Below are 25,760 nucleotides of genomic sequence, written 5' to 3'. Positions count from 1 at the left end.
GTCGAGTGTGAGGCGACCTGCCTCAGCACCTTGGCAACCTTGCCAAAAATGTTCCCGTCCCTCAAAGCGGAAACAGGCTGGTCAGCGGCATATGCGATTTGGTGATCGGCGATTTCAGCACCACGAAGCTGAAATATTTATCGATGCCGACATCCATATCCGTCAGCCGCTCCATGATCGACTGATATTCAACGATGCCTGACGTGACGAATTTCAGCAGGTAATCGTAACCACCGGAAACGAGGTGGCATTCCACCACCTGATCGATCTTTTCGACAACGCCGAGAAAGCGGGCAAAATCGATCTGACGATGGTTCTTGAGGGTGATTTCGGTGAAGACGGTCAGTGTCTGGCCAAGCTTGTTGATGTTGATTTGCGCCGAATAACCTTCAATATAACCTTCGGACTGGAGCTTCTTCACCCGCATCAGACAGGGGCTTGGCGAAAGATTGACAAGCTCCGCCAGTTCCACATTGGTGATGCGACCGTTTTTCTGCAGTTCGTAGAGAATCTTGATATCGATCCGGTCAAGTTTCATCACGTGCGGAACCCCTTTTTTGTTTTTGAGCGAGCGGCATAAAATTCTGACGCTGCAGTGGAAATCTTATCACATGCGCGAGCCCTGTCGATGTAAGCATGTTTTTTTGATGCAGCATAAAGAGTTGCAGACACAGCCCCGAACAGCAGGAGATTCCGGCAAACTGCTCAGTCTGGCAGCGCTTGCACGCCAGCCAAGGTAAATTAGGATGAATATAAGGAGTCCGCCCCATGCCCGCCCCGCTGCAACAGATCACGACATCGCCGGAGCTGCCGAAAGCCGCGGACGCCGTCATTATCGGCGGTGGCGTCGTTGGGGTGTTCGCAGCCTACTACCTTGCCCGTCGCGGCCTGAAAGTGGCCCTGGTGGAAAAAGGCCTTGTTGGCGCGGAGCAATCCAGCCGCAACTGGGGCTGGTGCCGGCAGCAGAACCGCGATGCGCGCGAATTGCCGATTTCGACCCAGAGCCTTGCTCTCTGGGAACAATTTGCCACGGAAAGCGGCGAAGACACCGGCTTTCGCCGCTGCGGATTGTTTTACCTGAGCGACAACGAGGCGGAACTTTCCGGCTGGGCGCGCTGGCGCGACTTTGCCCTCACCGCCGGCGTGACGACGCATATGCTGAGCGCCGATGAGGCAAGTGAGCGGGGGCGCGCCACGGGCAAACGCTGGAAGGGCGGCGTCTTCTCACCCACCGATGGCACGGCCGATCCGTCCATGGCAGCACCCGCCGTGGCGCGCGCCATCATCAAGCTGGGCGGCACGGTGCATCAGAATTGCGCCGCGCGCGGGCTTGAGACGGAAGGCGGCAGGGTCAGCGCCGTCGTCACCGAAAAAGGCACGATCCGCACCAAAACCGCCATCATGTCCGGCGGGGCCTGGGCGTCTTCCTTTTGCCGTCAGCTGGGCATTCGTTTCCCGCAGGCTTCCGTCCGTTCCTCCATCCTCTCGGTCACGCCGGGTGCGGAAGGCCTGCCGGACGCGTTGCATACGAAGGCCGTTTCCCTGACACGCCGGAACAACGGCGGTTACACCCTCGCCATCAGCGGCCTTGGCCGCGTCGATCCGACGGCGCAGCAGATGCGGTTCGCGCGTGAATTCGTGCCGATGTTCCTCAAGCGCTGGCGCAGCCTGCGGCCGGGTGGGCTGGAAGGCGTTCGCGGCGGCCACGAAACGTTGAAGCGCTGGCGGCTCGATGCGCCGACGCCGATGGAGCGGGTTCGCATTCTCGATCCGAAACCCAATGCCGCGGCCATCCGGGAGACCCACAAAAGGGCGATCGAACTCCTGCCCGCACTTGGTAAAACCCAAATTTCCGCCGCCTGGGCCGGGTTCATCGACAGCACGCCGGATGGTGTGCCGGCGATTGGCGAAACCAGCGAGTTGCCCGGTTTCATTCTCGCCGCAGGTTTCAGCGGTCATGGTTTCGGCATCGGGCCGGGCGCCGGTCATCTGATCGCCGATATCGTCACGGGTTCAAGCCCGATCGTCGATCCCGCCCCTTATCACCCCAGCCGGTTCCTTGGTTCGTCATGGGGCAAGGTTGCGGATTTCTGAAGCCATAACAGCAAAACAATATCCGCAGGCGAACCTGCGGATATTGCCGTCCGCCGCTTTTTTTTGACCAGTCAGCTCTTTGGCAGTCCGGGGGGATTGGTGCGCGATTCCGGCAGGGCTTCTTCCGCAAGCTGCCAGCGATCGAGAATTTTCGCGTAAGCTCCACTTTTGATCAGATCATTGGTGGCAAGCGTCAGTGCATCCGCCAGTCCAGAACCCTTGCGGGTGGTAATGGCGACATCGGAGCGCTCCGGCCAGCCGGCCGAGAGGGTTCCCACCCGCTTGATGGTCTTGTCGCGCGCGGCAATGAAAACCAGCTGCGCATGCGGCTGGACGATCACATCCGCCCGGCCGGCGGAAAGCGCGACAAGCCGCGTCGCCTCGTCATCGTAATATTGCAATTCAAGCGGCTTCAAACCGGCGGCGACATTCTCGTCGCTCCATTTCAGCAGAATACGCTCCTGATTGGTGCCGGCACCGACGATGATCCTCAGACCGGCGGCATCCTTCGGCTCGGCGATGGAGGTTATGCCGCTGTCGGACTTGACGAAGAAGCCGTGCAGGCCCTGACGGTAGGTGGAGAAATCGAACTTTTCCTTGCGCTGTTCGGTAACGCCGACATTAGAAATGACGGCGTCATATTTGCCTGAGGCAAGGCCGAGCGGCCAGTCGGCCCAGGCCACGGCCACCAGTTCCAGTTCAAGGCCGAGACTATCGGCAACGGCAAGCGCGTATTCCGGGTCTGCGCCCACGACGGTCTTCGCATCGGTCGCATAGGTCGCCAATGGTGGCCCGCCGGGAGAAACGGCAACGGTGAGTTTGCCCGGCGTGACGAATTTGAAATCTTTCGGTACGGCGGCGATGGCACCGGGGTCTTTTTCAGCCCTGATACGGCCGGGCTGATCCGGTGACAGATCGAAGACATCGGTTGCGAAGGCCGGGGCGAAACCGGAGATAGAGAGAAAGACGCCGAGCATGGCTGTGGCGAAACGAGAGGTGAAACTCATCATGATTTCCCGAGAAAGGATTGCGGGACGGAGGTAGCGCGGGCGGGAGGATGCCCGCGCCACCGGCTGAGTGATGTCCCACCTTCGACTCAGCTTTTAGGAACTCAGTTTTTCACGCTCAGCTCTTGGGCAGGCCGGGCGGATTGGTGCGGGATTCGGTGATGGCTTCCGAGCCGAGATTCCAGCGAGCGAGAACCTTGCCGTAATTGCCGTTCTTGATCTGGGCATTCAGCGCAGCGGTGACGGCCTCGGCAATGCCGGCATCCTTTTTGGAAGCGAAGGCAATTTCCGCCGCTTCCGGCCAGCCGCCCGAGAAGGTGCCGACGAGCTTGGTCTTTTTCTGGCTTGCCGCCTGAAAGGCCGAGGTGGCATTGGGGCCGAGATAGGCATCCGCACGACCGGATTGCAGGGCGACGTCAAGCACGGCCTGATCGTCGTAATATTGCACTTCGGTGTCGGCCAGTCCCTTCGCCTTGTTATCCTTGATCCATTTCAACAGAATCTGTTCCTGATTGGTGGCTGCGCCGACGATCACCTTCAGCCCGGCGACATCTTCAGGCTTGCCGATTGATGTGACCTTGCTGTTGCTGCCCACATAAAAGCCGAGCAGATCGTTGCGATAGCTGGAGAAATCGAATTTTTCCTTGCGCGCTTCCGTCACCGTGATGTTGGATGCGACGGCATCGTATTTGCCGGAAGCAAGGCCGAGCGGCCAGTCGGCCCAGGCAATCGGAACAAGCTGCAGTTCAAGTCCAAGGCTGTCGGCAATCAGCTGGGCGATATCCGGCTCCACGCCGATCGGCGTTTTCGTATCGCTCGCATAATCGACCAGCGGCAGCCGGAACGGCACGGTCGCAACCGTCAGCTTCCCGTCGGCAATGAATTTAGGACCCGCCGGCAGGAGCTTGATTGCCTCCTCAACCTTTTCGGCGCGCACCCGGCCCTTCTGTTCGGGCGACAGATCGACCTCCTGCGCATGCGCGGCCGGAATGAGCGCGGTGGTGGCGGTGAAAAGACCACCGGCGAGCAGGGACAATAATTTCGATGAAAAAGCCATGTGAGTGTTTCCTTGTTATGATTAGAGAACTTTTGCGAGGAATTCGGCCGTGCGCGGATGTTCAGGGTTGTTGAACACCTTTTCCGGTGTGCCCGTTTCCACGATGCGGCCCTGTTCCATGAAGACGACCCTGTCGGAGACTTCGCGGGCAAAACCGATTTCATGGGTGACGATGATGAGGGTGACGCCGGAGCGGGAAAGCTCCTTGATGACGTCAAGCACTTCATTGACCAGTTCAGGGTCGAGCGCTGATGTCGGCTCATCGAACAGCAACACCTTGGGCCGCAGGGCGAGTGCCCGGGCAATCGCCACACGTTGCTGCTGGCCGCCGGAAAGCTGGCGCGGGTAGGCATTGGCCTTTTCGGCAAGGCCGACGCGGGCCAGAAGATCGCGCGCCTCGGCCTGCGCCTGCTCTTTCGAGATGCCGCGAACCGCGACCGGCGCTTCGATGATGTTTTCAAGCGCAGTGAGATGCGGAAACAGGTTGAAGCTCTGGAACACCATGCCCACTTCGACGCGGCGCTTGAGGATTTCCCGCTCCTTCAGCTCATAAAGCGTATCGCCGTGCTGGCGATAACCGACCAGTTCGCCGTCTATGGCGATAAAGCCGTCATCGACGCGCTCCAGATGGTTGATGGAGCGCAGCAGGGTGGACTTGCCCGAACCGGATTGGCCAAGAATGGTGGTGACGCTGCCTGCCGGAATGGAAAGGGAGACATCATCCAGCACCTTGAGTGTGCCGAAAGACTTGGAAACACCGTGGATATTCACCGAACCGCCACGATTTCCGATCCGGAAGCCTCCCGCACGCGCAGATACCGAAGCTTCCCGCTTTGCAGGCACTGTCGCCACGGCCGCCGGTTCCGACGCTGCCCGGCGTGGCAGGAAGGTGCGGTAGACAGTAGCGAAAAGCGAAGGGGGCGGATTGCGGAGCGCACCACGGGAAAAATGCCGTTCGATATGATGCTGAACGATCGATAGCGCCGTCAGGATCACCAGATACCAGACGGTTGCGACCATCAGCAGCGGGATCACTTCCAGATTGCGGCGATAGATGATCTGAATGGTGTAGAACAATTCCGGCAGCGCCAGGATATAGACCTGCGACGTTCCCTTTGCGAGGCCGATGATGTCGTTGAAGGCCGTCGGCAGGATAGAGCGCATGGCCTGCGGCAGAACGATACGGGAGGCCTGCCGCCGGCGTGGAAGGCCGAGCGCGGCGGCAGCTTCCAGCTGCCCCTGATCGACCGAGAGGATGCCGCCACGCACGATTTCCGATGCAAAGGCTGCCTGATTGAGAGTGAGGCCCAGCACAGCGGCCGCAAATGGCGTCATCAGCTGCGTCGTATTCCAGCTGAAAAAGTTGATGCCGGTATAGGGCACGCCGATCGTCACCGTTTCATAGAGATAACCGAGATTGTTGAGGATCAGCAGAAGCACGATCAGCGGGATCGACCGGAAAATCCAGATATAGGTCCAGGAAACGGCAACCAGCAGCGGCGAGCGCGACACACGGGCAAGTGCCAGCAGCGTTCCGAGAACAAAACCAAACAGCGCGCCCAGCGCCGTCAACAGCAATGTCCGGCCAAGGCCAACGAGCACCGGTTCGGCGAAAAACCATTCGGCAAAGACGTCCCAACCCCAGCGCGGATTGCCGAAAACGGAATGCAGCACGGCGGCGATGATGAGAACGGAGAAAACCGTGCCCACCGTTCGCAAGGGATAACGGGCCGGAACGATGCGAAAATGCGAATAACCGCCCTTCACCGCTTCACCCTTCTGCTCGCTGACCGCAACATGCGGAAAATCAGAGGCTATCGTCATAGGAAAAAGCCTTTCACGGATGGGCTGAGGAGGGTTGAGGGCTGGTGTGCGCTATCGCCGCGCGTTCCCCGGCCGGAGGGAGAACGGTGTTGGAGAGCCATTTTTCGAATGGCAGCGACCGGATCGTCTCCGGATCGGCCGCCGTGTCGAAGAGGGCGCGATAACCGTTGGTGAGGTAAAGACCGACGGCTTCCGGCTGGCGGAACCCCGTCGTCAGATAGACGCGGGCATAACCCTGCCGGATCGCCTGCTGCTCAAGCTCCCGAAGCACGATTTTCGCCAGCCCCTGCCGACGATGGGTCGAATGGGTCCAGACCCGCTTGAACTCGGCGGTCTCCTCGTCGTAGCGCATGAAGGCGCCACCGGCGATTGCCTTGCCGTCGCGCAGCAGCAGCAGGAAATTGCCCAAAGGGGGGCTGAAGGCTTCCGGCGGATATTTGTTCAGTTCCGCTCTGGCCCCTTCCGCATTGAAAAAAGTGCCGTAACGGCTGTCATATTCAAACAGCAACTCCTCCAGAAGCGGCGTTGCCAGCGGATCATTGACGGATGTGTAGAGAAAACTATCGCTCATGTCGTTGTTCCTCAGGTTACGGGCAATCAGGAGAGGTATGCTTCAGCCAGGCGCACCCAGAAGCGTGCCGCGGGCGCGATGATCGCATCGTTGAAATCATAGTGAGGGCTGTGCAGCGGCGCGCTGTCGCCATTGCCGACGAAGAGGTAAGAGCCGGGCCGCTCCAGCAGCATGAAGGCGAAATCCTCGCTCGCCGTGCGTGGCTGAAAGCCTTCCACTACCTGTCCGGCGGGAAAATGCTGTCTGGCGATATCGCGGGCAAAAATCGTCTGCGCGGCATGATTGATGACAGGCGGAAAACCGCGGGAATAGGCGACTTCCGCCTTGGCGCCAAAACTTTCCGCCTGCGCTTTGGCGAGCGCCGGAAGCCGTTCCTCCAGCCTGTCGCGCACGGCGGGTGAAAAAGCCCGGGCGGTAATCTGCAATTCCACACTCTCGGGAATGACGTTGGAGGCGGTTCCGCCATGGATGGAACCGACGGTCAGCACCGCCATTTCGCGCGGATCGACGTTGCGGGAAACGATGCTCTGCAGGGCGGTGATGAAGCTTGCCGACGCCAGAACCGGATCGACCGTTTCATGCGGCGCCGCCCCGTGGCCGCCCTTGCCGACGATCCGCACCTGCGCCTTGTCGACGGAGGCCATGGCAGGGCCTTCGACGAAACCGAACTGTCCGGTTTCCACACCCGGCCAATTGTGCAGGCCGAAGACCGCATCGACGGGAAACCGCTCGAACAGCCGGTCCTTTATCATCGCTCTCGCACCCGCGCCGATTTCCTCGGCGGGCTGGAAAATCAGCGTCAGGGTGCCGGAAAAATTCGAGGTTTCAGCAAGATAACGGGCAGCAGTGAGCAGGATCGTCGTGTGACCATCATGACCGCAGGCATGCATGACGCCCGGCGTTTCGCTGACATAGGCAAGGCCGGTCTCTTCATGAATTGGCAGCGCATCAATATCGGCGCGGATGCCGAGACGTTTTTCACCATGACCCCGTTTCAGGGTGGCAACGACACCGTGACCGCCGACACCCTCTGTCACCTCATATCCAAACGACAGCAGATAACGGGCGATGAGCGCCGCCGTGCGGTGTTCCTTGAGCGACAGCTCCGGATGCCGGTGGAGATCATGCCGGATGGCGATGCTCTCCTCGATAAAGGCAAGGATTCCCCGTTCGGCGTCGTCCTGTGGACGCGCGCCGTCAATGCGGATATTCATGGTTCTGTCTCCTGCACGGCTTTTTGCGCGCCGCGTCTTCTAACCTGCGCGGGCGGCGGCCTCGCCGCCCGGCCGCAGCTTTATGCTATGGCCTTGTCCGAGCCGCTTTCGCCGCTGGAATAGACGCTTTCCCGGAAAGGCAGGCCGAGATGATGGCGAAGCGTTGCCCCTTCCAGATGCGGATCGAAATAACCGCGCCGCTGCAGCACCGGAATGACGAGGCGGATGAAATCATCCAGCCCTTCGGCAATTACGGGGAAGCCCAGAATGAAGCCGTCGGCCGCATCATTTTCCACCCAGCGGATGATTTCATCCGCCACCTTGTCCGGTGTACCGATGAAGCCTTCGCGTGGGGTTGCAGCCTCCAGGGCCGCTTCCCGCAGCGTCTGGTTCTTTTCCTTTGCCCGGCGCTTGATACGGTCGGTCGTTGAACGGAAGCTGTTCTTGCCGATATCACCGAGTTCGGGGAATGGTTCATCCAGCGGATAGGCGCTGAAATCATGGTGGTCGAAAAAGCGGCCGAGATAGGCAAGCGCGTCCTCGATGGTGATGAGGTTGCGGATGACGTCATATTTCGCCTCCGCCTCTTCCTGCGTCTCGCCGACGATCGGGCCGATACCGGGGAAAATCTTCACGTCGCTGGCGGATCTGCCCTGTGCAACCGCGCTCTGCTTTACACGCTTGAGGAAGGTCTGGTTTTCTTCCAGCGAAGCGGAATTGGTGAAGACAGCATCGGCATGTTTGCCCGCAAGGCCGATGCCCGCATCGGAGGAGCCGGCCTGAAAGACCACCGGCTGCCCCTGTGGCGAACGCTGGATGTTCAGCGGGCCTTCCACCTGGAAGAACCGTCCCTTGTGACCGAGCGTATGGAGTTTGTCGCGCTCGAAGAACTGTCCGCTCTCCCGGTTGCGCACGAAGGCGTCGTCGTCCCAGCTATCCCACAGGCCCTTGATGACTTCGAGATATTCATCGGCGATCTCGTAGCGCAGCGCATGTTCCGGATGATTGCGGCTGTAATTCCTGGCCGTGCCTTCAAGCGGCGTCGTCACGGCATTCCATCCCGCACGGCCGCCGCTCAACAGATCGAGCGAGGCGAACTGGCGGGCGATCGTGAAAGGGTCGCTATAAGACGTCGAAACAGTACCCGCGAGACCGATCTTCGAGGTGACGGAGGCAAGCGCCGAAAGAATGGTCAGCGGCTCGAAACGGTTGAGGAAATGCGGGATCGACTTGTCGTTGATGTAGAGCCCGTCCGCCACGAAGGCGAAGGCAATGCCGGCGGCTTCCGCCTTCAGCGCCGTCTTCCTGAAGAAGTCGAAATTGACGCTGGCATCGACCGGGCTTTTGGGATGCCGCCAGGCATTCATATGCCCACCCGGACCCTGAAGCATGATGCCGAAACGGATTTTCTTTCTCGTCATGTCATTTCTCCTGAGGACAAGATCACGCCGCCCGGGAAAGGCGATGCGTGGCCAAGAGTTCAATCGAGGCAAGCCGCTGATCGGCCCCCACATGCGGCGGTTCGATGATGAATTCCTCAATGCCGTGCTCTTCGGAAAGAGCACGCAACGCCCGGTGAATATCTTCCGGCGCGCCATGGAGGACGTTGGGTTTGCGCTCTTCGATGCGATAATCGCTGTCACCGGACTGGCGAGCGAACTCTTCCGCCTGCTCGCGCCGGCCGAGATTGAACGCCCTGCCATCGCTCAGAAATACCCGGTAGATGCGCTGTCCCTCCACCTGCCTTGCGGCATGGTCGGGGTCACTGGCGGCAAAAGCCGACAGGGCAAGGACCGGAGCTTTGCCGCCGCTTTCCTCTCGGAAAGCCGAAACGCTGCTGCGAAGAACCTCCGGATCACCATTGAGGTGGCCGGCAAAGACGAAGTTCCATCCCTTTGAGGCCGCGAGCCTTGCGCTTTCCGGGCTGGCGCCGAGCAGAAACCTCTCCGCGGCGACCGGCGGCGCCGGCGTTGCCTGCAATCCGGCCTGCGCGTGGTCCTGCGGAGCGACACCGGACAAGAATGTGGTGAGTTCTCCGAATGCCGTTTCGAAATCCGGCTTTCGCGCCGGGTCATAAGCCTGTTGCAGGGCTGAGGTGGCCAGCGGCAACCCGCCCGGCGTCTTGCCAACACCAAGATCGACCCGGCCAGGCGCAAGCGCCGATAGCACGTTGAAGACTTCGGCAACCTTATAGGGGCTGTAATGCTGCAGCATGACGCCGCCTGAACCGACGCGGATGCGGGATGTCTTCGCCAGAATCCACGCCACCAGCGCCTCGGGTGCTGAACCGGCAAGCTCCGGCGAATTGTGATGCTCGGCCACCCAGAACCGGCGGTAACCCAGATCTTCGGCGCGTCTGGCGAGATTGATCGTGTCGCGAAATGCGCCTGCCGCATCCTCACCCGCCGAAACGGGGCTCTTATCCAGCAAACTGAGAGTATACATCATCACCTCGCATGTCTTTTGATGCATACTTTGTCTACTGATTTTATATTCTAATAAAGAACGTTCGTTCCACGTTGCGGCGCGATCAGAGAAAATATTGTTTTCCGTCACGATTCTGAAAACCGGTTCTGGCAAAAAATATCCGCAGCGCCGGAGATGTGACGTCGAAAAGGCGGAAAACAGGCGGTTTTCAAGGCCATATCCAGAGGAAACGGCTTGCGCGGGAATTCGCTAAAAACTACTTAGTAAGTTAGGAATAATATGGCTGGCGTTGCGGAATGTGCCGGCCCTCTTTGCGGATCAGGCGATGTTGACCAAAAAAGGCAAATACGGATTAAAGGCTCTGGTCGATCTGGCGCGATTGCCCCAGGGAGAGACCGCCTTCGTGACCGAGATTGCCACGCGCAACAATATTCCGAAGAAATTTCTGGACACCATTCTTCTGGAGCTGCGCAACAGCGGTATCCTGCGCTCAAAGAAGGGACCGAATGGCGGTTATTCGCTGTCGAAAATGCCATCCGAAATCATGATCGGCCAGGTTATCCGCACGCTGGACGGGCCTTTGGCCCCCATCCGCTGTGCCAGCCGCACCGCCTTTGAAGCCTGCGACGACTGTGACGATCCCGAGACCTGTCAGGTCAGGGTTTCGATGACGGACGTGCGCGACGCCATCGCAACCATTCTGGACAATATGACGCTCGCACAATTCGTCGCGAAGGACGGACAGGACGCGCTTTCCATTCCTGCCGGCAAATAGGCTTCGCTTATTGCCGGCGCAGATCATCCTCCAGAGATGCAATCAGCCCGGATTCACTTAGGCCATCGATAAGGCCGAGACGCGCCATCAGGATTTCAAGCGTGATGGCGTTGTTCCTGACCGAACGAAAGGTAACGTTTTCCGAGCCCACCTGCGCCGCATCGATATTTGCCGCCAGGCTGGAGATTTGTGCTTTCAAGAGTTCAGTGGCGAGAAAAACCTCGCCGATGACGGGACGCGCCGCGCCCTCGTCTGCCAATCGGTCAATCAGCAGCGTCGAAAGTTCACGCTGTTTTTCACCCAGCGCCACCGCGGCTTTCAACAGGGTGGCGACGGAGGCGGCGAGATTTCCTGCGCCCTGCGCAAGAAATGTAACCTGATCGGCGCGCAACAGGCCATCCCATGATGTGTCAGGCCGATTGCGCAAAACCACGAGCAGGTTTTTTCCCGCCGCGTTAACAGCCGGAACGACAATCCAGTCCGCATCGGTCGAGACAGAGCGCACCACATCATCGGGAAGCCGCAGGGCGAAATCGTCGTCATTCGTTAAGACCGCGTGCTCCGCGCTGAGATCGGAGGAAGCAAGAGCGAAGGTTTCACCAAGATCGAGGCGGGCGAAGAGGGCCTTGCGTTGCTCTTCACCGCCGGCATTCCGGATAAATTCAAGCGCAGTGAAATGTTCGACCAGATCACGCGCCGCCTCCGCATCCGCGGCAGCAATAATCGAAAGCGTCTGGGCGAGAATATCGTTGGTTATATCCGCTCCACCCAGTTCGTTCGGAACAGAGAGGGCAAGAAGGCCGGAGCGGGCGATCCGCGCGTGGATCTGCCCGCTATTTTCGAAGGGACATTTCCCTGCAATTGCCCGGGCGACGGTCAGCACATCGCCATCCGCGCCGAGACGTGGAGGAATGAAACGAATTCTTTCGCCGAGCGGCGTGACAGATCCCATGCTCAACTCCCTCAAAAAATAACCCGTTGAATGCGCTCACTCAGTCCAGCGAATGATAACGCCCGTTCTGATAGACCAGCGAATGTCCGGAGCCGATGCGGATCGCCTCCACCTTGCCGATGATGATGACGTGGCTATGCCGCTCGATTGCCTCTTCAATGGTGCAATCGATAGCGGCAACGGCGTCCTCAAGGATGGGTGCGCCGCTTGCAAGCCGGGTCCATTCCGCACCGCGATAACGATCCGCACCCTTCAGGCCGCCGATGCCGGCAAACTGGTTGGCGATGAACTGGTGGTTCGCGCCGATGATGTTGACGGCGAGGTGACCGAAACGCTGCACCACCGGCCATGTGGACGACGAACGGTTGAGCGCCACCAGAATTCTCGGCGGATCGACAGACAAAGCGGTAGCCGAAGTGACGGTCGCACCGGTGCGCGCCTCGCCTTCTCCGGCGGTGATGACGCTGACGCCGCCGCCGAGCGTTCTCAACGCCGCCTTGAGGCTATCGGCATCCGCAGCCTTACCCGAAACCGGATCGCGAAGATTGATGAATTGTTGATCCTTGGCCGCATATTGCAGTGTCATCGATCGCTCCTGAAAACAGCTGAATTGTCCAATAGCTAGCAGCGGCGGCAGGGGATTAAATAGACATCGTTTTCCATAATATTTATATTCTATGGAAATAATGTTCTATCTGCCCGACCCTTTCTTACTCAACCCGGCCGACAAGAAACCGGACAAAAAGAGGGTAGCCAATTCCCCCGGCTATATAAGAAATTTCGTTCCAATTTTTCCGAAGAGGAGAGTGTTTGTCTCCCTCCGCGAGACTTGCCACACCGGCAGCCTGTAACCTTAGAAAACCGGGTACAGACTGAGCATGGCGAAGTTCATTTCGCAGATTTCTTCCCGCTCAAGCTCGAGATCGCTTTTTCCCTGCCTGATACGCCCGGAATGATCCAGCGGATGAAGAGTAACCTGCTCATCTGCGTGAGGCCGACGCCGGGTCAGACCGAACAGATCGAAAGTAAACGCATGAAATCCCTGCGGCATGTGCGCCTCCTTTGCTCAACGTCCACTATCCTCCGGCGACGACCCAAAATCGTCAATATTTTCCATCAAATTACTATTCTATAATTACCCGGCGGCCTGCAAAGGCGGACTACGGTTGCCCGAATGCGGAAAATTCCATTTCGCAGGCCAGAATCGGCAGGATTTCAGCGCATGACCGTCACGGCCAGGCAAACCGGCGTTTGAGGATGAGACCTGCAAAAGCGCCAAGACAACAAAATAGGAAAAATATCCAGCCCGACACCGCACCCGCATGAATGCCCGACAGCAGCACGCCGATGGTGCAGCCAAGCGCTGTCATGCCACCCCAGCCCATCAGCACACCTCCGGCAAAACGGGTCATCAGCCCACCAGTAGACGGCCAGGATGGCTGGAATTTTCCCGCCGAAAGCGCGGCTGCTAAGCTCGCAAAGATCAGCCCCAGCACAAAGACGCCGTTAGGCGACAGGATCGTGGTTTTTACCGCGCTGATGCAGCCCCGTACCGTATCGAGGCCCGCAAGCGTTTCCGGCACCCATGCCGCGGATGCGCCAGCCGTTCTGACGATGCTGCCGAGTTCGGCGGTTACCCCAAGCGGCGCAACACGGAAATAGGAAAAGGCGCTGATGGCTGCAACCAGAACCCCGGTGACGACGGGCGGCCAGCGTTCAACAAAAACGCTTCGCAGGGCCTGATGCAGCCAGTTTTCCGATGCACACAATGAAACAGGCGCTGTCTTGTCGAAGAAGAGAACAATGAAGATCAGCCCGGCCAAAACAAAGCCGGCAAGCAGCAGCGCCGAGCCATATCCAAGATGGTGCGGCAGCCAGATCGGCGGATCGTTGAAAACGCTGAGTGTATAAAGAAAACTCCAGCTGAGGAATGCCAGCAGAAAACCGAGCGCTGCACCGACAATGGCAAGAACGGAACCAAAGGCTCCCTCCCCCAGCCGGTAAAAGTGTCCCGACAGGCAAGAGCCGGAAAGTGCAGCGCCTACACCGAAAACCGCCGATGCAAACGCCAGGACCCAGCCGACCGGGCCGATATGCGCATTTGGCGGTAGGCGGCCGGGCTGCGGAACCGGCATCCACGCGATGGTGATGATCTGATAAAACGCCACGCCCGCAAGAAGTGCGACAAGGATTGCAAGAACGCCATCCGAGCGCCTGTTGTCGATGAAATCCCGGAAATTGCAGAGAAAACAGAACCGTCCGCGCTGCATCACAATGCCGAAAGCGCCGCCGGCCAGAAGTGAAAATGCAAGCTGCCTGCCATTTTCAAGCGCCCCCAGCTGATGAGCCGCAACAGCCAACGTGCATAAAATGGCAAAGGCCGTGAGGCGGAGAAGGGTAAAACGCATGTGGGACCGGACATGTCAGGAGAAACGCCAGTACGCCGCTGGCGCACTGGCTTCAAAGAGGAAGAAGCGGCAGCTTATTTGCCTGTCCAGACCGTGCCGGTTGGATTGCTGATGGGAACGCCGACCGCATTTCCATATTCGGTCCAGGAGCCGTCATAGTTGCGGACGTCGTAGCCGAGAATCTTCTTCAATGCGAACCAGGTGTGGCTGGAGCGCTCGCCAATACGGCAATAGGTGATGACCGGGGCGGAGCCGTCGATGCCCTTTTCCGCATAGATCGCCTTGATCTCGTCTGCGGATTTGAAGGTTCCGTCCTTGTTGACGATGGTGCCCCACGGCACGTTGACAGCGCCGGGAATATGCCCCGCGCGAACCGAAAGCTCCTTGACGCCATCAGGCGCGAAAATTTTGCCCGAATATTCATCCGCCGAGCGGATATCGACGAGCTTGATATTGTGTTTGCCTTCGGCAACCGCGACGACATCAATGAACCGCGCCCGCACCGACGTGTCGGGTTCGCCGAGCTTCAGCTTCGTTTCGGCCGTTGCCGGTGCCGACGTGTCGAAAGGCAGGCCCTGCGCTTCCCAGAGCTTGCGACCGCCGTCCAGCAGCTTCACCCGGTCGCCGAGACCATAGGTTTCGAAAATCCATGCGCCCCAGGCGGCGAACCAGTTGTTGTTGTCGCCATATAAAACAATGGTCGTGTCGTCGCCCACACCGGCCTTCTGCAGCAGCGACTGGAAATTCTCACGCGCGGCAATGTCGCGCTTTTCCTTGTCAACGAGATCGGTGTGCCAGTTGAGGTTCACTGCACCGGGAATATGCCCGCGCTCATAAACACCGGTATCGACGCTGACCTCAAACACCCGGACATTCGGATTATCGAGATTTTCCTTCAGCCAGTCGGCCGTTACCAGCGCTTCCGAAGTCCCCGCCGCAGACAGCGATACCGCCGACAACAACAATCCGCCGAGAGCCGACGTTACAAGCTTTATTCTGGACATTTCCTTACCCCTTCCTGATTTGATGACCGATGAAAGGTGACAACAAAACCATTCGGAGCGAAGAAACACTTTTCTATATTTTCTGTAGAAAATAAATACAGTCTCTCAAAAACAATCAAAAGATGAAATTCAAAATTTAATGCGAATAATTCAGCATTAAATCTCTCAAAGGTTGTAGTATACCGCAAATGGGGACCGACCGCCGGAGGCGAATACATTGACGAATGAAAACGCTACAAACCGCCGGCATCACCCTGAACCAGCGCACCGTGCAGGGCCGACAATCCGCGTTTCCTCGATCGAGTAGCCGTCCATTCAGAACCGGCTGCCGACTTCAAGCGTGCGAAAAGAGCATATCCTTCCGGCCAACGCCCAAACCCGGCGGCGATGTTGATATGCCCCGCGGAGCCGAGATTGACAAGATCGCTTCCCCAATCGGCGGCAGTGCGGGCCAGTTCTTCCGGGTTCATATAGGGGTCGTTCGTGCTGCCCACGACGAGGCTGGGGAAAGCAAGTGGCGCCTGCGGAAAGGCGCCGAAGCGAACGATGCAGGGATGCATCGCCTCGACTTTGTCGAGATGGGCGGGCGCCACCAGAAGCGCGCCCTTGATTTTGGCAGCCACTGGTCGCGACGCCATATTCGCCACCAGCAGGCAACCAAGGCTGTGGGCGACGATATAGGCGCTTTCCGTTGAAGCGAGCGCCACTTCCAGACGATCGAGCCAATCTTCAAGAATCGGGCAGTCCCAATTTTCCTGATCGACCAGTTGCGCCTGCGGATCATCGAACAGCCAATGCCGCTGCCAATGCCCCTCATCCGAACCGTTGAGACCGGGGACAATCAAGGTGGTACACATGCCTACTCCATTTTTTGCGGGCGGTGTGTGCCAAGCATGCTGAATTTTTCGATTTTAATCGACTATTGCCTTGCTCACCTTCGCTTGCCTCGAGAAAAATTGATCTAGGCAGTGCTGAAAGAGCAGAAAATGCTTTTATAACGGGGGTTCTGGAACCGATCCTATAGAAACATTGTCTAAAATTTTTTCGATAGAAAATATGTGCAATATGAGGGATCGATGCAGAAAGCTTTTCCTCTGCCACACCCCAAAAGAAACGCCGCTGCTTGGCCGGGCCGCCGCCGGTTTGCCATTCTCGCAGGATCGGAGGCTTTCGCCTCCTGAACCTAAAAATGGCAAAGGCCGCACCTCGGCCAGCCCATTTCACCGCGACATAAACGAAAATTCAGGCGGATAATGTGAGCAGCAAGAGCGAATTCCTCTGGTACATCCCCAATGACGTCAAAGCCGGCCACCGGGGCGATGCCGTCAGCGACAACCACAATAGTCTCGACACCTTGACCAGCCACGCGAAGGCGCTGGAAAACCATGGCTGGAAAGGCGCACTGCTCGGCACCGGCTGGGGCCGGCCCGATACGTTCACTGTGGCGGCAGCACTTGCGGCGCGCACCACCACATTCGAGCCGCTGATCGCCATCCGCCCCGGTTACTGGAAGCCTGCCAACCTCGCCTCGGCCGCTGCCACGCTCGATCAGCTTTCCGGTGGCCGGGTGCGGATCAATGTCGTCTCCGGTCGCGACGAGCTGGCAGCCTATGGCGACGAAGAGGGCGATCAGGCGCACCGTTATGCGCGCACGAAAGAATTCATGCGGCTGGTGCGGCGGCTCTGGACCGAAGAAAACGTCACCTTTGACGGCGAGCATTTCCGGGTCAAGAATTCCACCGTGTCGCCACGCATCACCGAGCGCGCTGACCGGCCACATCCGAGGCTCTATTTCGGCGGTGCCTCCGAGGCCGCCGAACAGGTGGCTGCAACCGAGGCCGATGTGCAGCTGTTCTGGGGCGAACCGCTTGCCGGCGTGCGCGAACGGATCGAACGGCTGAGGCACTTGAGTGATAAGCTTGGCCGCGACCTGCCGCCGTTGCAATTCGGCCTGCGGATCACCACGCTGGTGCGCGAAACGACAGCCGAGGCTTGGCGCGATGCGGAAGCGAAGGTTGCCGAGATGGCCGCCAACAATGGCGTGCGCTGGAACGACCACCTGCAAGGGGTGGCAGTCGGCCAGCGCCGTCTGCTGGATTTGCATCAGCAGGGTGATGTGCTTGATGATAATCTCTACACCGCACCCGGCAAATTCGGCGGCGGCGGGGCCGCGACCACATGGCTGGTGGGTTCGGCGGAAGATGTGGCCGCGTCGTTGCGCAAATATCGCGCGCTGGGCATCACCCATTTCGTGCTGTCCGACACGCCCTATCTTCAGGAGATCGAACGGCAGGGCGACAGGCTGTTGCCGCTACTCCGGGAATGACAAAATGGGCGGCCTCGTCCGGCAAGGCCGCCCATCTCCTCGCCGATCAAACACTCGCGGATTTGATAATCTGTCGGCCGAGAATGGTGCGGATCATATGGCTTTGCGGCGCATGCGCTCTGGCCGTGATGGCATCGCGATGATGACGCTCGAGATTATAGTCCCGGCGCAGACCGCGATTGCCGCCGAGTTCCAGTGCCAGATCCGTCACCGCCACCGCATTGTCGATCACCACATGCCGAACGGCCAGCGCATCCGTTCCCACCTTTTCACCCGCATCGATATCGCGCGCGACGGAAAGAAGCAGACGCCTGTTTGCCGCCAGCAGAACCTCGATCTGGCCGATACCTTCCTGAATGCGGGGAATGGAGGACAACGGCGCGCCGAGGCTGGCGGGAACATGGCCCGTCAGATGGCGCAACAGAGCGTCACGAGCCGAAAGCGCGACACCATGATAGACGGAGGCCAGAAGCACGAAGAAGTTGTAGCCATCCGCCTCGTCGCGTCGCAACGGTTCGTCGGCCGGCTGTTCGGCGACCAAATCGGCAAGCGGCACCTTCACCTCCTCCAGCACCAGATCGTCGCTTGCGGTGGCATACATGCCGGTCGCTTCCCATGCCTTTTCCTGGGTGATGCCGGCCGCATCGATGGGAACCAGAAGCTGGATCAGGCGCGGCACCTCCTCTGTCGTCACGGCCAGCACGATTGCCCATTTAAGGCCCGGCAGGCCAGTGACGAAGCTCTTGCGGCCGTTCACCACCCAGAACTCGCCCTCGATCCGCGCCGTCGTTTCCGGCAGGCCGCCATGGGCTGGCGAACCGATACCCGGCTCGGCCTGCGCATTGTTCAAGAGCGCCGGCTCCCTGCTATTGGCGGCCAGCACCTTCGCGGCCAGAGCCGCCGGCCACTTGCCATGCCGGACTGCGGCGTGAACGCTGTAATGCATGGCGAGAATGAGGGCGGTGGAGGGATCACCCTTGGCAATGGCCGCGATCACGGCATGCGCCGTTTCCATGCCCTCACCCCAGCCGCCGTCCTTTTCAGCGGTGACGAGGCCGAGCAGGCCCGATTTGAACAGCGCCTCGAAATTTCCGGCGGCGAATTCGCCGCTTTTGTCATGCTCTGCGGCCGTCAGGCTGAAATCCTGAGCGAGCGTAGCTGCAATTGCGACAGGACTGGAAGGCTGCACCGGTGGAACGGCGGATAGGGCAGCACTCATGCAACCGCCCTTTCATTTGCCGTTACGAAACGGTCGTCGATCCAGGCATCAAGATCGAAGTCGTTTTCAAGAAAGCCCCACTGATGCAGGAAATCCTTGTAGTGGCCGACAGCACCAACAAGGTCAGCATCGAGACCGAGGCCAAGATGGCGATGAACATCAGACCCATTGGCGGCCAGAACCTGTTCTTCCGTCGCGCCCGCCTCACGCGCGATGAACCGGCGGGTTTCTTCCGGATGCTGCTCCGCCCAGAGCGAGGCTCTGGCAATGGCACCAACCAGCCGCTCCACCAGATCGGGGCGCTCATCGGCAAGCCGTCCGTCAACCGTCAGCACACGGGGTGAACCGGAATTGATGCGTATCTTCGGATCAGCGTGGAAACCGAACTCCGCCACCTGCACCGCACCCACAAGATTCGCAGCGGCGATGCCGGCGGTTCCCTTGACGAAGATCGCATCGACCTCGCCACGCAACAGCGCGATGATCTCCTCGCCGAAGGATTGCCTACGCTTCAGGCCGAAAAGCGATGGCCCCTCCTGCGAGGCCAGCACCGAATCCTTGATGACGATATCCGTCAGTTGGATATCCTCGACCGTCAGCCCCTCCAGCGACAGCGCCGAGGTGATGCCCTTCAATGCCGTCGCGCGCATGAAATCGACGATACCATCAGGCCGGCGCGGCACGCCGAAACGGCGACCGACGAGATCGGCAAGCGAGCGGATGCCGGTTTCCGGCAGGGTGATGATCGCCTGAAACTCATCCGTCCAGGTAATGCCTATGAGGTGCGTATTGCGCCCTTCGGAACGGGCGCGGATGGGCGGCACATTGCCGCCGTGGCGGAAGGACCATTCCAGCGTGTGGTTGAAATGGCTTTGCCGCACGGAACGATCCGGCGAATCGATGATGGATTTCAGCGCGATGCCGACCTCCTCGAAGGTCTGCCCGAGATAACCGAGCTGCGCTGCCAGCCCGACTGGCGTGGGCACCGGGCAGCGTGTGTACCAGATTTCAGAAAGTGTCGTGCTCATGGCTTTGGCCTCGATGAAAGGGAAAAGTCCCGGCCCGCCGCAATCGCGGGCCGGGTCTGGTGAGACGATCAGGATGCGGCGATATGCGCGAAGGCGAGGCTGCCCGCCACCCCTTCGGCACCGATGGTGTGATCGGCGATGCGCTTGTTGAAGATGGTGATTTCAGGTGCTGCGACGATGTCGATCGCCGGCACATCCTCGACGAGGATCTGCTGGATTTCCTTCCACTGCGCGATGCGCTTGTCCGGATCGATCTCGATGGCGGCGGCTTCGAGAAGCGCATCGACCTTCGGGTTGCTGTAGGCCGCACCATTGGAGAAAGGCACGCCCTTCTTGAAGTTCTTAGACCAATAAAGCCGCTGCACGCCGACGGTCGGGTCGAAGAGATTGCTCATGCCCTCATAGGCAAAATCGAAATCGCGATCCGTGTAGATGCGCTTGGTGTAGGTGGCGAAATCCTGGGTGCGCACCGTCACGTCAACACCAACCTTGGCCAGTGCCTGACGAATATAGTCAGCACCGCGCGGATAGGCCTCGGTACTCGGCACATAATCGAGATTGAGCTTGAAACGGATGCCATCCGCACCGCGCTTGTATCCCGCCTCATCCAGCAGCGCTTCGGCGGCCTTCAGGTCGATCGGATAGGTCTTCAGATCGTTGACATACCACTTCGCAAGCTTCGGATTGATCGGCCCTGTTATCGTCGCGCCATAACCGAAATTGACCGTGTTGAAGATGATATTGCGGTCAATCACATGCGCGAAGGCGCGGCGCACCCGCACGTCCTTGAAGACGTCCTTTTCAAGGTTGAATTCCACGCGGCTGATGGAGTTGGTATATTGATAACCGTTCGTCTCGAAGCCGAGGCTCGGCAGCTCCTTCAGGCGGTCGAGATCGCTATAGGCGACCGGCGTGCTGGGGGCGAGATCGATCTCTCCGGTTTCGATGGCAATCGCCCGGGCAGAAGCATCCGGAATGAAGCGAACAATCAGCTTGTCGAGATAGGGGCGCGGCGCATCCCAATAATCGGCATTGCGCTCAAAAACGATATGGCTGCCGCGCACCCACTCTTTGAACTTGAACGGGCCGGTGCCGATGGGGGCCAGATTGACCGGGTTTTCGGTGACTTTCGTACCCTCGTAGAGATGTTTGGGCACGATGGGCGTTTCAGCTGCGGCAAGCGCAGTTATCAGGTAAGGTGCCGGCTTGGAAAGAACCAGAACCGCCGTCAACTCATCCGGCGTCTCGACGCTGGTGAGGTTCAGGAATGTGTTGCGCCCGCGCGGATGCACTTCCTTGATGGTGGAGATGGAAAACGCCACATCGGCGGATGTGAACGGCTTACCGTCATGCCACGTCACACCGGGCCGCAGATTGAAGGTGTACCGCAGGCCATCCGCGCTCACGTCCCAGGATTTGGCCAGAAGCGGCCTGGGGTTGAGATCGAAATCATAGGTCAGCAGCCCTTCGGTGACCTTGGGCGATATATAGACGGAATTATAGGCCGTGTGCGCAATGGTCGTCAGCACCGGCGGTTCCGACGAGATCAGCAGGGTGGCCGTGCCGCCGCTTGTCGGCTCCGCCGCGCGGAGCTGCAGCCCCGGCAACGACACGACGCCGAGCGCCACGGACGCCAGCAGAAATCCACGCCGCGTCGTCTGGTTGAAAACAGTCATGCGATACCCTCTCCTTGATATTGCCGGCAAAACCCGGCGAAACTGAATGGCCACGTTTTGAAAGAAGTTTGTTTCATGACTAAGAGCGATATTGGCATGAAACACCAATATTGCCTTTAATTAGGAATTTTCTTTTTTATAACGTGTTATTTTCCGTAAAATTCAGAAAATAATTCTATTACTCTTTGACAAATTCCATAAAATTAGTCAACTAATACTCCTGCCTTCGAGAGGCTGATTTATGTTTTGCAAGTTTACGGACTGGAGCCGATGTCGAATTCGAAGAGGATTTTATCGCAGGCAAAGCGGGTGGCAATTCAGGCCATTCCGACGGTGCTGGGTATTGTCATCCTGAACTTCTTCCTGCTGCAACTGGCGCCGGGTGATGCGGCGGATGTGCTGGCGGCGGAAGCGGGTTCGGCAACCGTCGAGACCATGGCCGAAATGCGCTCCCGTTTCGGGCTGGATCTGCCGATCGTGCATCAGCTCATGAACTATCTCGGCAATCTCGCCCAGTTCAGCCTCGGCTTTTCGCCGCGCTACGGCATGCCGGTGGCAGAACTCATCGGTCAGCGCCTGCCGGGCACCCTTGCCCTGATGGGAGCAGCGCTTGGCATTGCGATTTTCGTCGGTGTGTTCCTCGGCTCGATCATGGCGCTTTTTTCCGGCAAGCTGCCCGACCGGATCATTTCGATCGGTTCGCTGATCTTTTATTCCGTGCCGGGGTTCTGGATCGGCCTGATGCTCATCCTCACCTTTTCGGTCAAGCTCGGCTGGCTTCCCTCTGGCGGCGATAGCACCATCGGCAGCAGCCTCACCGGTTTCCCCGCCTTTCTCGACAGGCTGCGCTACATCGTTCTGCCCGCCCTTTCGCTCGCCCTTTATTTTCTGGCGATCTATGCCCGCCTCACCCGTGCGGCGATGCTGGAGGTAAAATCCCAGGACTATGTCCGCACGGCGCGCGCCAAGGGCGTTTCGCCGCTCCGGCTCACCACACGCCATATTCTGCGCAATGCGCTCATCCCGATCACCACCATGGCCGGCATGCATATTGGCGGCCTGCTGGGCGGCGCAGTCGTGGTCGAGACCGTCTTCAGCTGGCCGGGTCTTGGCCGCCTCGCCTTCGAAGCCGTGATGGCGCGTGATTTCAGCGTGCTGCTCGGCATCCTGCTTCTCTCTTCCCTCGTCGTCATCATCGTCAATGCGGCCGTGGACCTGTTGCAGGCATGGCTTGACCCCCGCATCGGAGAAAGCCGATGAATTCCTCCCCCATCACTGCGGTTCTCGACACGGCCGAACTCGACACTGAAGAGACCAATCCAAAGCCGAAAAAGCCCGAAGAAAAAGTCTGGCCCTATATCCATGCGCCGGATGCGCTTTCGGCCCGCTCCGTCTCGGTGCCGAGGCGCGGATTGCGGCGGGAACTGAAAATCTTCCTGACCAACCCCAACGCCATCGTCGGGCTGCTGTTTCTCGCCACCGTCCTCATCGCCGCTCTCACAGCCCCGCTGATCTATCCCGGCGACCCGCTGGAAATGGTGGCCCGTCCCTTCCTCTGGCCCGGCCAGAACCCGGCCTATCCGCTCGGCACCGATTCCATGGGCCGGGATGTTCTGGCCGGCATCGTGCACGGCGCACGTATCTCGCTGACCGTCGGTGTCGTGGCGACGCTGATCGGCCTGACCATCGGCATCGCCGTTGGTGCTTTCGCCGGTTATTTCGGTGGCGTCATCGACGATATTCTCGTCAAGCTGATCGAAATCTTCCAGACCTTGCCGAATTTCGTGCTGCTGGTCGTGCTCGTCGCTATCGCCCAGCCCTCGGTCACCACGGTCACATCGGCCATCGGCATCATCACCTGGCCGCTCGTCGCCCGCCTCACCCGCGCCGAATTCCGCGCCATCCGCGAGAAGGACTATGTGCTGGCGGCTCGAAGCCTCGGTTATGGCCATGCGCGGATCGTCTTTCAGGAAATTCTGCCCAATGCGCTGCCGCCGATCATCGTCACCTCCTCCGTCATGGTGGCAGGCGCGATCCTCATGGAAGCAGCACTGTCCTTCATGGGGTTGGGCGACCCCAACCGTGTTTCCTGGGGGTCGATGATCGGTTCGGGCCGCGATGTCATCCGCACCGCCTGGTATCTGACCGCCCTTCCCGGCCTTGCCATCGTCTTCACCGTCATTTCGCTGAACCTCATCAGCGATGGCCTCAACGATGCGCTCAACCCGCGTTTTTCGGAGGAACGCCGATGAGCAAACTGATCGAAGTCCACGATCTCTCCGTCAGCTTCGGCGCGGCCCAGCCGGTCAAGGGCGTCAGCTTTGACGTACAATCCGGTGAAATGCTGGCCATCGTCGGCGAAAGCGGTTCGGGAAAATCGCTGACCGCACTCGGCCTTATCGGCCTGCTTCCCTCCCACGCCAAGATCGGCGGCCGGGTTCTGCTTGAAGGGCGCGATCTCCTGCCGCTGTCCGAACGGCAATGGCGCGGCATTCGCGGCCGGGATATCGGCATGATCTTTCAGGAACCGATGACCTCGCTGAACCCCGTCCTGACCATTGGCGAACAGATCATCGAAGTGCTGCGCATCCATGAAAAAATCGACCGGCGTCAGGCCCGCAAACGCGCCATCGAGCTTTTGGACCTCGTCAATATTCCCGATGCCGGCCGCCGTGTGGATGACTATCCGCACCAGCTTTCCGGCGGCATGCGCCAGCGCGTCATGATCGCTATCGGCGTCGCCTGCAATCCGAAACTCCTGATCGCCGACGAAGCGACGACTGCGCTCGACGTGACGATACAGGCGCAAATCCTGCAACTGCTCGACAATCTGCGCCGCGATCTCAACATGGCCGTCATTCTCATCACCCACGATCTCGGCATCGTGGCGCAATGGGCGGACCGGGTGATGGTCATGTATGCCGGCCGCAAGGTAGAGGAAGGATTGCCGGAACCGGTGTTCTCCAACCCGTATCATCCCTATACGCGCGGCCTGCTCGCCGCCTCGCCGCGCGCCGAAGACGGCCAGCATTATCGCGATGGGCCGCTCATCGAAATACCCGGCTCCATCGTCTCCGCCACGGGCGAGCGCGGCTGCGCCTTCCGTCCGCGCTGTCCGAGCGCCCGTGGTTTCTGCGGGCAATTCGTGCCGCCGCTGCGGCCGATTTCGGAAGGCCGCTACGCCGCCTGTCCCTTCGTATCCCCTACATCACAGGAGGTATCCGATGACGCTCTTGTCAGTGCATAGTCTCTCCACCCATTACACGGGCGGACGCGGCACCGTGCGCGCCGTCGATGATGTGTCGCTCGACATCGAGGCGGGCGAGACCGTGGCACTGGTGGGTGAATCCGGTTGCGGCAAATCCTCGCTCGGCAAATCGCTGATGCGGCTGGTCGAGCCGTCGTCCGGCAGGATCACCTTCAAGGGCGCGGATGTGACGGCAATGTCGTCATCGCAGCTGCGCGGCATCCGCCGCCGCATCCAGATGATTTTTCAAGATCCCTTCGCCTCGCTCAACCCGCGCCACACGGTCCGCACCATCCTCACCGCGCCGCTGAAAGTGCACGGCATCGGCGACAGGGCGCAGCAGCGGGATATCGTCGAGGCCATCGTCGCGCAGGTGGGCCTGCCGCCGGATGCCCTCGACCGTTATCCGCATGAATTTTCCGGCGGCCAGCGCCAGCGCATCGGCATTGCCCGCGCGCTGGTTCTGGAACCGGAACTGGTGGTCTGTGACGAGCCGGTCTCGGCGCTCGACCTGTCGATACAGGCGCAGATCCTCAACCTTCTGGTGGAGATGAAGAAGCGGTTGTCGCTCTCCTATCTCTTCGTGTCCCACGATCTGTCGGTCGTGCGCTATTTTTCCGACCGGGTGCTGGTCATGTATCTCGGCAAGATCGTCGAAAGCGCGCCGACCGCCGAACTCTGGGCTTCGCCAAAACATCCCTATACCCGTGCGCTGCTCGCCGCCGTCCCGGATCCCTCCCGCCGCAAGCAGGCGGCGCCGATTTCCGGCGATCTGCCAAGCCCACACGACCCGCCATCCGGCTGCCGGTTTCACACCCGCTGCCCGCTCGCCACCGATCTCTGTCGCGAAAAAGCGCCGGAATACACCCTTTTCGGCAAGAACCACGCCGTGGCCTGCCACCATGCCCAATAAACTTAAAGGAGCAACCAT

At 59.5% G+C, this 25,760-nt stretch carries 24 protein-coding genes; 7 read left to right on the top strand and 17 right to left on the bottom strand.

Going from position 1 to position 25,760, the window contains the following annotated elements; genetic code table 11:
• Nucleotides 1-61 precede the first annotated feature (61 nt).
• A complete protein-coding gene (locus JZX89_RS06115) occupies nucleotides 62-538 on the bottom strand; it encodes an Lrp/AsnC family transcriptional regulator (protein WP_046801438.1) in 477 nt (158 codons plus the stop codon).
• Between the two features lie 230 nt (nucleotides 539-768).
• Between JZX89_RS06115 and JZX89_RS06110 the strand changes: the two genes are divergently transcribed.
• Nucleotides 769-2,094 carry an NAD(P)/FAD-dependent oxidoreductase gene (locus JZX89_RS06110; RefSeq protein WP_153514666.1) on the top strand — a complete coding sequence of 442 codons (1,326 nt, stop codon included), beginning with the start codon at nucleotides 769-771 and terminating at the stop codon, nucleotides 2,092-2,094.
• 71 nt (nucleotides 2,095-2,165) lie between these two features.
• Here the strand turns inward: JZX89_RS06110 and JZX89_RS06105 are convergent, their stop codons facing one another.
• From JZX89_RS06105 to JZX89_RS06075, 7 genes are all read right to left on the bottom strand, one after another.
• Nucleotides 2,166-3,101: an ABC transporter substrate-binding protein gene (locus tag JZX89_RS06105; protein ID WP_153514664.1), complete on the bottom strand. Its 936-nt coding sequence runs from the start codon at nucleotides 3,099-3,101 to the stop codon at nucleotides 2,166-2,168.
• Nucleotides 3,102-3,219: 118 nt separating this feature from the next.
• Nucleotides 3,220-4,158, bottom strand: a complete 939-nt coding sequence (locus JZX89_RS06100; protein WP_207133415.1) for an ABC transporter substrate-binding protein — start codon at nucleotides 4,156-4,158, stop codon at nucleotides 3,220-3,222.
• Nucleotides 4,159-4,179: 21 nt separating this feature from the next.
• Nucleotides 4,180-5,982, bottom strand: a complete 1,803-nt coding sequence (locus JZX89_RS28825; protein WP_149899287.1) for an amino acid ABC transporter permease/ATP-binding protein — start codon at nucleotides 5,980-5,982, stop codon at nucleotides 4,180-4,182.
• A gap of 13 nt (nucleotides 5,983-5,995) precedes the next feature.
• Complete coding sequence (locus JZX89_RS06090; RefSeq protein WP_207133414.1) at nucleotides 5,996-6,553, bottom strand: GNAT family N-acetyltransferase; 558 nt, start codon at nucleotides 6,551-6,553, stop codon at nucleotides 5,996-5,998.
• A gap of 26 nt (nucleotides 6,554-6,579) precedes the next feature.
• On the bottom strand, nucleotides 6,580-7,767 hold the full coding sequence (locus tag JZX89_RS06085) for a M20 aminoacylase family protein (protein WP_207133413.1): 1,188 nt from the start codon (nucleotides 7,765-7,767) through the stop codon (nucleotides 6,580-6,582).
• An 80-nt stretch (nucleotides 7,768-7,847) separates the two neighbouring features.
• Nucleotides 7,848-9,188 carry an LLM class flavin-dependent oxidoreductase gene (locus JZX89_RS06080; protein ID WP_207133412.1) on the bottom strand — a complete coding sequence of 447 codons (1,341 nt, stop codon included), beginning with the start codon at nucleotides 9,186-9,188 and terminating at the stop codon, nucleotides 7,848-7,850.
• Nucleotides 9,189-9,210: 22 nt separating this feature from the next.
• Complete coding sequence (locus JZX89_RS06075; protein ID WP_207133411.1) at nucleotides 9,211-10,215, bottom strand: LLM class flavin-dependent oxidoreductase; 1,005 nt, start codon at nucleotides 10,213-10,215, stop codon at nucleotides 9,211-9,213.
• Nucleotides 10,216-10,519: 304 nt separating this feature from the next.
• On the opposite strand from JZX89_RS06075, the gene JZX89_RS06070 reads away from it, so the two are divergent.
• Complete coding sequence (locus tag JZX89_RS06070) at nucleotides 10,520-10,969, top strand: RrF2 family transcriptional regulator (protein ID WP_046801485.1); 450 nt, start codon at nucleotides 10,520-10,522, stop codon at nucleotides 10,967-10,969.
• 7 nt (nucleotides 10,970-10,976) lie between these two features.
• On the opposite strand, the gene JZX89_RS06065 is transcribed toward JZX89_RS06070, so the two are convergent.
• The 6 genes from JZX89_RS06065 to JZX89_RS06040 all read right to left on the bottom strand — a co-directional run bounded on the left by JZX89_RS06065 (nucleotide 10,977) and on the right by JZX89_RS06040 (nucleotide 16,190).
• The gene (locus JZX89_RS06065) at nucleotides 10,977-11,921 is read right to left on the bottom strand and encodes an acyl-CoA dehydrogenase family protein (protein WP_207133410.1); all 945 of its coding nucleotides are present in this window, start codon (nucleotides 11,919-11,921) and stop codon (nucleotides 10,977-10,979) included.
• 40 nt (nucleotides 11,922-11,961) lie between these two features.
• A complete protein-coding gene (locus JZX89_RS06060; RefSeq protein ID WP_142843630.1) occupies nucleotides 11,962-12,507 on the bottom strand; it encodes a flavin reductase family protein in 546 nt (181 codons plus the stop codon).
• Nucleotides 12,508-12,774: 267 nt separating this feature from the next.
• Nucleotides 12,775-12,972, bottom strand: coding sequence for a hypothetical protein (locus tag JZX89_RS06055; protein ID WP_153514649.1), 198 nt, complete (start codon nucleotides 12,970-12,972; stop codon nucleotides 12,775-12,777).
• Between the two features lie 178 nt (nucleotides 12,973-13,150).
• Nucleotides 13,151-14,329: a YeeE/YedE family protein gene (locus JZX89_RS06050; protein WP_207133409.1), complete on the bottom strand. Its 1,179-nt coding sequence runs from the start codon at nucleotides 14,327-14,329 to the stop codon at nucleotides 13,151-13,153.
• Between the two features lie 74 nt (nucleotides 14,330-14,403).
• Nucleotides 14,404-15,333, bottom strand: coding sequence for a sulfurtransferase (locus tag JZX89_RS06045; RefSeq protein ID WP_207133408.1), 930 nt, complete (start codon nucleotides 15,331-15,333; stop codon nucleotides 14,404-14,406).
• Nucleotides 15,334-15,566: 233 nt separating this feature from the next.
• Nucleotides 15,567-16,190 carry an alpha/beta hydrolase gene (locus tag JZX89_RS06040; protein WP_207133407.1) on the bottom strand — a complete coding sequence of 208 codons (624 nt, stop codon included), beginning with the start codon at nucleotides 16,188-16,190 and terminating at the stop codon, nucleotides 15,567-15,569.
• A 398-nt stretch (nucleotides 16,191-16,588) separates the two neighbouring features.
• On the opposite strand from JZX89_RS06040, the gene JZX89_RS06035 reads away from it, so the two are divergent.
• Nucleotides 16,589-17,659: an LLM class flavin-dependent oxidoreductase gene (locus JZX89_RS06035; protein WP_207133406.1), complete on the top strand. Its 1,071-nt coding sequence runs from the start codon at nucleotides 16,589-16,591 to the stop codon at nucleotides 17,657-17,659.
• Between the two features lie 46 nt (nucleotides 17,660-17,705).
• Here the strand turns inward: JZX89_RS06035 and JZX89_RS06030 are convergent, their stop codons facing one another.
• The 3 genes from JZX89_RS06030 to JZX89_RS06020 all read right to left on the bottom strand — a co-directional run bounded on the left by JZX89_RS06030 (nucleotide 17,706) and on the right by JZX89_RS06020 (nucleotide 21,582).
• Nucleotides 17,706-18,878, bottom strand: coding sequence for an acyl-CoA dehydrogenase family protein (locus JZX89_RS06030; protein ID WP_207133405.1), 1,173 nt, complete (start codon nucleotides 18,876-18,878; stop codon nucleotides 17,706-17,708).
• A complete protein-coding gene (locus JZX89_RS06025) occupies nucleotides 18,875-19,906 on the bottom strand; it encodes an ABC transporter substrate-binding protein (RefSeq protein ID WP_207133404.1) in 1,032 nt (343 codons plus the stop codon). Before JZX89_RS06025 ends, JZX89_RS06030 begins: the two co-directional genes overlap by 4 nt.
• Nucleotides 19,907-19,974: 68 nt before the next feature.
• Nucleotides 19,975-21,582: an ABC transporter substrate-binding protein gene (locus JZX89_RS06020; RefSeq protein ID WP_153514640.1), complete on the bottom strand. Its 1,608-nt coding sequence runs from the start codon at nucleotides 21,580-21,582 to the stop codon at nucleotides 19,975-19,977.
• 270 nt (nucleotides 21,583-21,852) lie between these two features.
• Between JZX89_RS06020 and JZX89_RS06015 the strand changes: the two genes are divergently transcribed.
• The 4 genes from JZX89_RS06015 to JZX89_RS06000 are packed head-to-tail and all read left to right on the top strand — an operon-like array spanning nucleotide 21,853 to nucleotide 25,742.
• A complete protein-coding gene (locus JZX89_RS06015) occupies nucleotides 21,853-22,842 on the top strand; it encodes an ABC transporter permease (RefSeq protein ID WP_207133403.1) in 990 nt (329 codons plus the stop codon).
• The gene (locus JZX89_RS06010) at nucleotides 22,839-23,834 is read left to right on the top strand and encodes an ABC transporter permease (RefSeq protein WP_149899303.1); all 996 of its coding nucleotides are present in this window, start codon (nucleotides 22,839-22,841) and stop codon (nucleotides 23,832-23,834) included. The genes JZX89_RS06015 and JZX89_RS06010 overlap by 4 nt, the downstream gene beginning before the upstream one ends.
• Nucleotides 23,831-24,829 carry an ABC transporter ATP-binding protein gene (locus tag JZX89_RS06005; RefSeq protein WP_207133402.1) on the top strand — a complete coding sequence of 333 codons (999 nt, stop codon included), beginning with the start codon at nucleotides 23,831-23,833 and terminating at the stop codon, nucleotides 24,827-24,829. The genes JZX89_RS06010 and JZX89_RS06005 overlap by 4 nt, the downstream gene beginning before the upstream one ends.
• Entirely contained in the window at nucleotides 24,807-25,742 is a 936-nt protein-coding gene (locus tag JZX89_RS06000; protein WP_207133401.1) for an ABC transporter ATP-binding protein, read from the top strand. Before JZX89_RS06005 ends, JZX89_RS06000 begins: the two co-directional genes overlap by 23 nt.
• The last annotated feature ends 18 nt before the right edge of the window (nucleotides 25,743-25,760 follow it).

The organism is Agrobacterium burrii (genome assembly GCF_017313405.1).
GTDB classification, from domain to species: domain Bacteria; phylum Pseudomonadota; class Alphaproteobacteria; order Rhizobiales; family Rhizobiaceae; genus Agrobacterium; species Agrobacterium burrii.
The sequence above is the reverse complement of the archived record's forward strand: the minus strand, read 5'-3'. Positions and strand labels throughout refer to the sequence as shown.

Coding starts and splice junctions, on each gene's coding strand:
- JZX89_RS06005 (WP_207133402.1), top strand. CDS start 23,831: ATGAGCAAACTGATCGAAGTCCACGATCTCTCCGTCAGCTTCGGCGCG.
- JZX89_RS06090 (WP_207133414.1), bottom strand. CDS start 6,553: ATGAGCGATAGTTTTCTCTACACATCCGTCAATGATCCGCTGGCAACG.
- JZX89_RS06015 (WP_207133403.1), top strand. CDS start 21,853: ATGTCGAATTCGAAGAGGATTTTATCGCAGGCAAAGCGGGTGGCAATT.
- JZX89_RS06115 (WP_046801438.1), bottom strand. CDS start 538: ATGAAACTTGACCGGATCGATATCAAGATTCTCTACGAACTGCAGAAA.
- JZX89_RS06080 (WP_207133412.1), bottom strand. CDS start 9,188: ATGACGAGAAAGAAAATCCGTTTCGGCATCATGCTTCAGGGTCCGGGT.
- JZX89_RS06050 (WP_207133409.1), bottom strand. CDS start 14,329: ATGCGTTTTACCCTTCTCCGCCTCACGGCCTTTGCCATTTTATGCACG.
- JZX89_RS06000 (WP_207133401.1), top strand. CDS start 24,807: ATGACGCTCTTGTCAGTGCATAGTCTCTCCACCCATTACACGGGCGGA.
- JZX89_RS06055 (WP_153514649.1), bottom strand. CDS start 12,972: ATGCCGCAGGGATTTCATGCGTTTACTTTCGATCTGTTCGGTCTGACC.
- JZX89_RS06085 (WP_207133413.1), bottom strand. CDS start 7,767: ATGAATATCCGCATTGACGGCGCGCGTCCACAGGACGACGCCGAACGG.
- JZX89_RS06045 (WP_207133408.1), bottom strand. CDS start 15,333: ATGTCCAGAATAAAGCTTGTAACGTCGGCTCTCGGCGGATTGTTGTTG.
- JZX89_RS06060 (WP_142843630.1), bottom strand. CDS start 12,507: ATGACACTGCAATATGCGGCCAAGGATCAACAATTCATCAATCTTCGC.
- JZX89_RS06100 (WP_207133415.1), bottom strand. CDS start 4,158: ATGGCTTTTTCATCGAAATTATTGTCCCTGCTCGCCGGTGGTCTTTTC.
- JZX89_RS06030 (WP_207133405.1), bottom strand. CDS start 18,878: ATGAGTGCTGCCCTATCCGCCGTTCCACCGGTGCAGCCTTCCAGTCCT.
- JZX89_RS06110 (WP_153514666.1), top strand. CDS start 769: ATGCCCGCCCCGCTGCAACAGATCACGACATCGCCGGAGCTGCCGAAA.
- JZX89_RS06105 (WP_153514664.1), bottom strand. CDS start 3,101: ATGAGTTTCACCTCTCGTTTCGCCACAGCCATGCTCGGCGTCTTTCTC.
- JZX89_RS06065 (WP_207133410.1), bottom strand. CDS start 11,921: ATGGGATCTGTCACGCCGCTCGGCGAAAGAATTCGTTTCATTCCTCCA.
- JZX89_RS06075 (WP_207133411.1), bottom strand. CDS start 10,215: ATGATGTATACTCTCAGTTTGCTGGATAAGAGCCCCGTTTCGGCGGGT.
- JZX89_RS06025 (WP_207133404.1), bottom strand. CDS start 19,906: ATGAGCACGACACTTTCTGAAATCTGGTACACACGCTGCCCGGTGCCC.
- JZX89_RS28825 (WP_149899287.1), bottom strand. CDS start 5,982: ATGACGATAGCCTCTGATTTTCCGCATGTTGCGGTCAGCGAGCAGAAG.
- JZX89_RS06020 (WP_153514640.1), bottom strand. CDS start 21,582: ATGACTGTTTTCAACCAGACGACGCGGCGTGGATTTCTGCTGGCGTCC.
- JZX89_RS06010 (WP_149899303.1), top strand. CDS start 22,839: ATGAATTCCTCCCCCATCACTGCGGTTCTCGACACGGCCGAACTCGAC.
- JZX89_RS06070 (WP_046801485.1), top strand. CDS start 10,520: ATGTTGACCAAAAAAGGCAAATACGGATTAAAGGCTCTGGTCGATCTG.
- JZX89_RS06040 (WP_207133407.1), bottom strand. CDS start 16,190: ATGTGTACCACCTTGATTGTCCCCGGTCTCAACGGTTCGGATGAGGGG.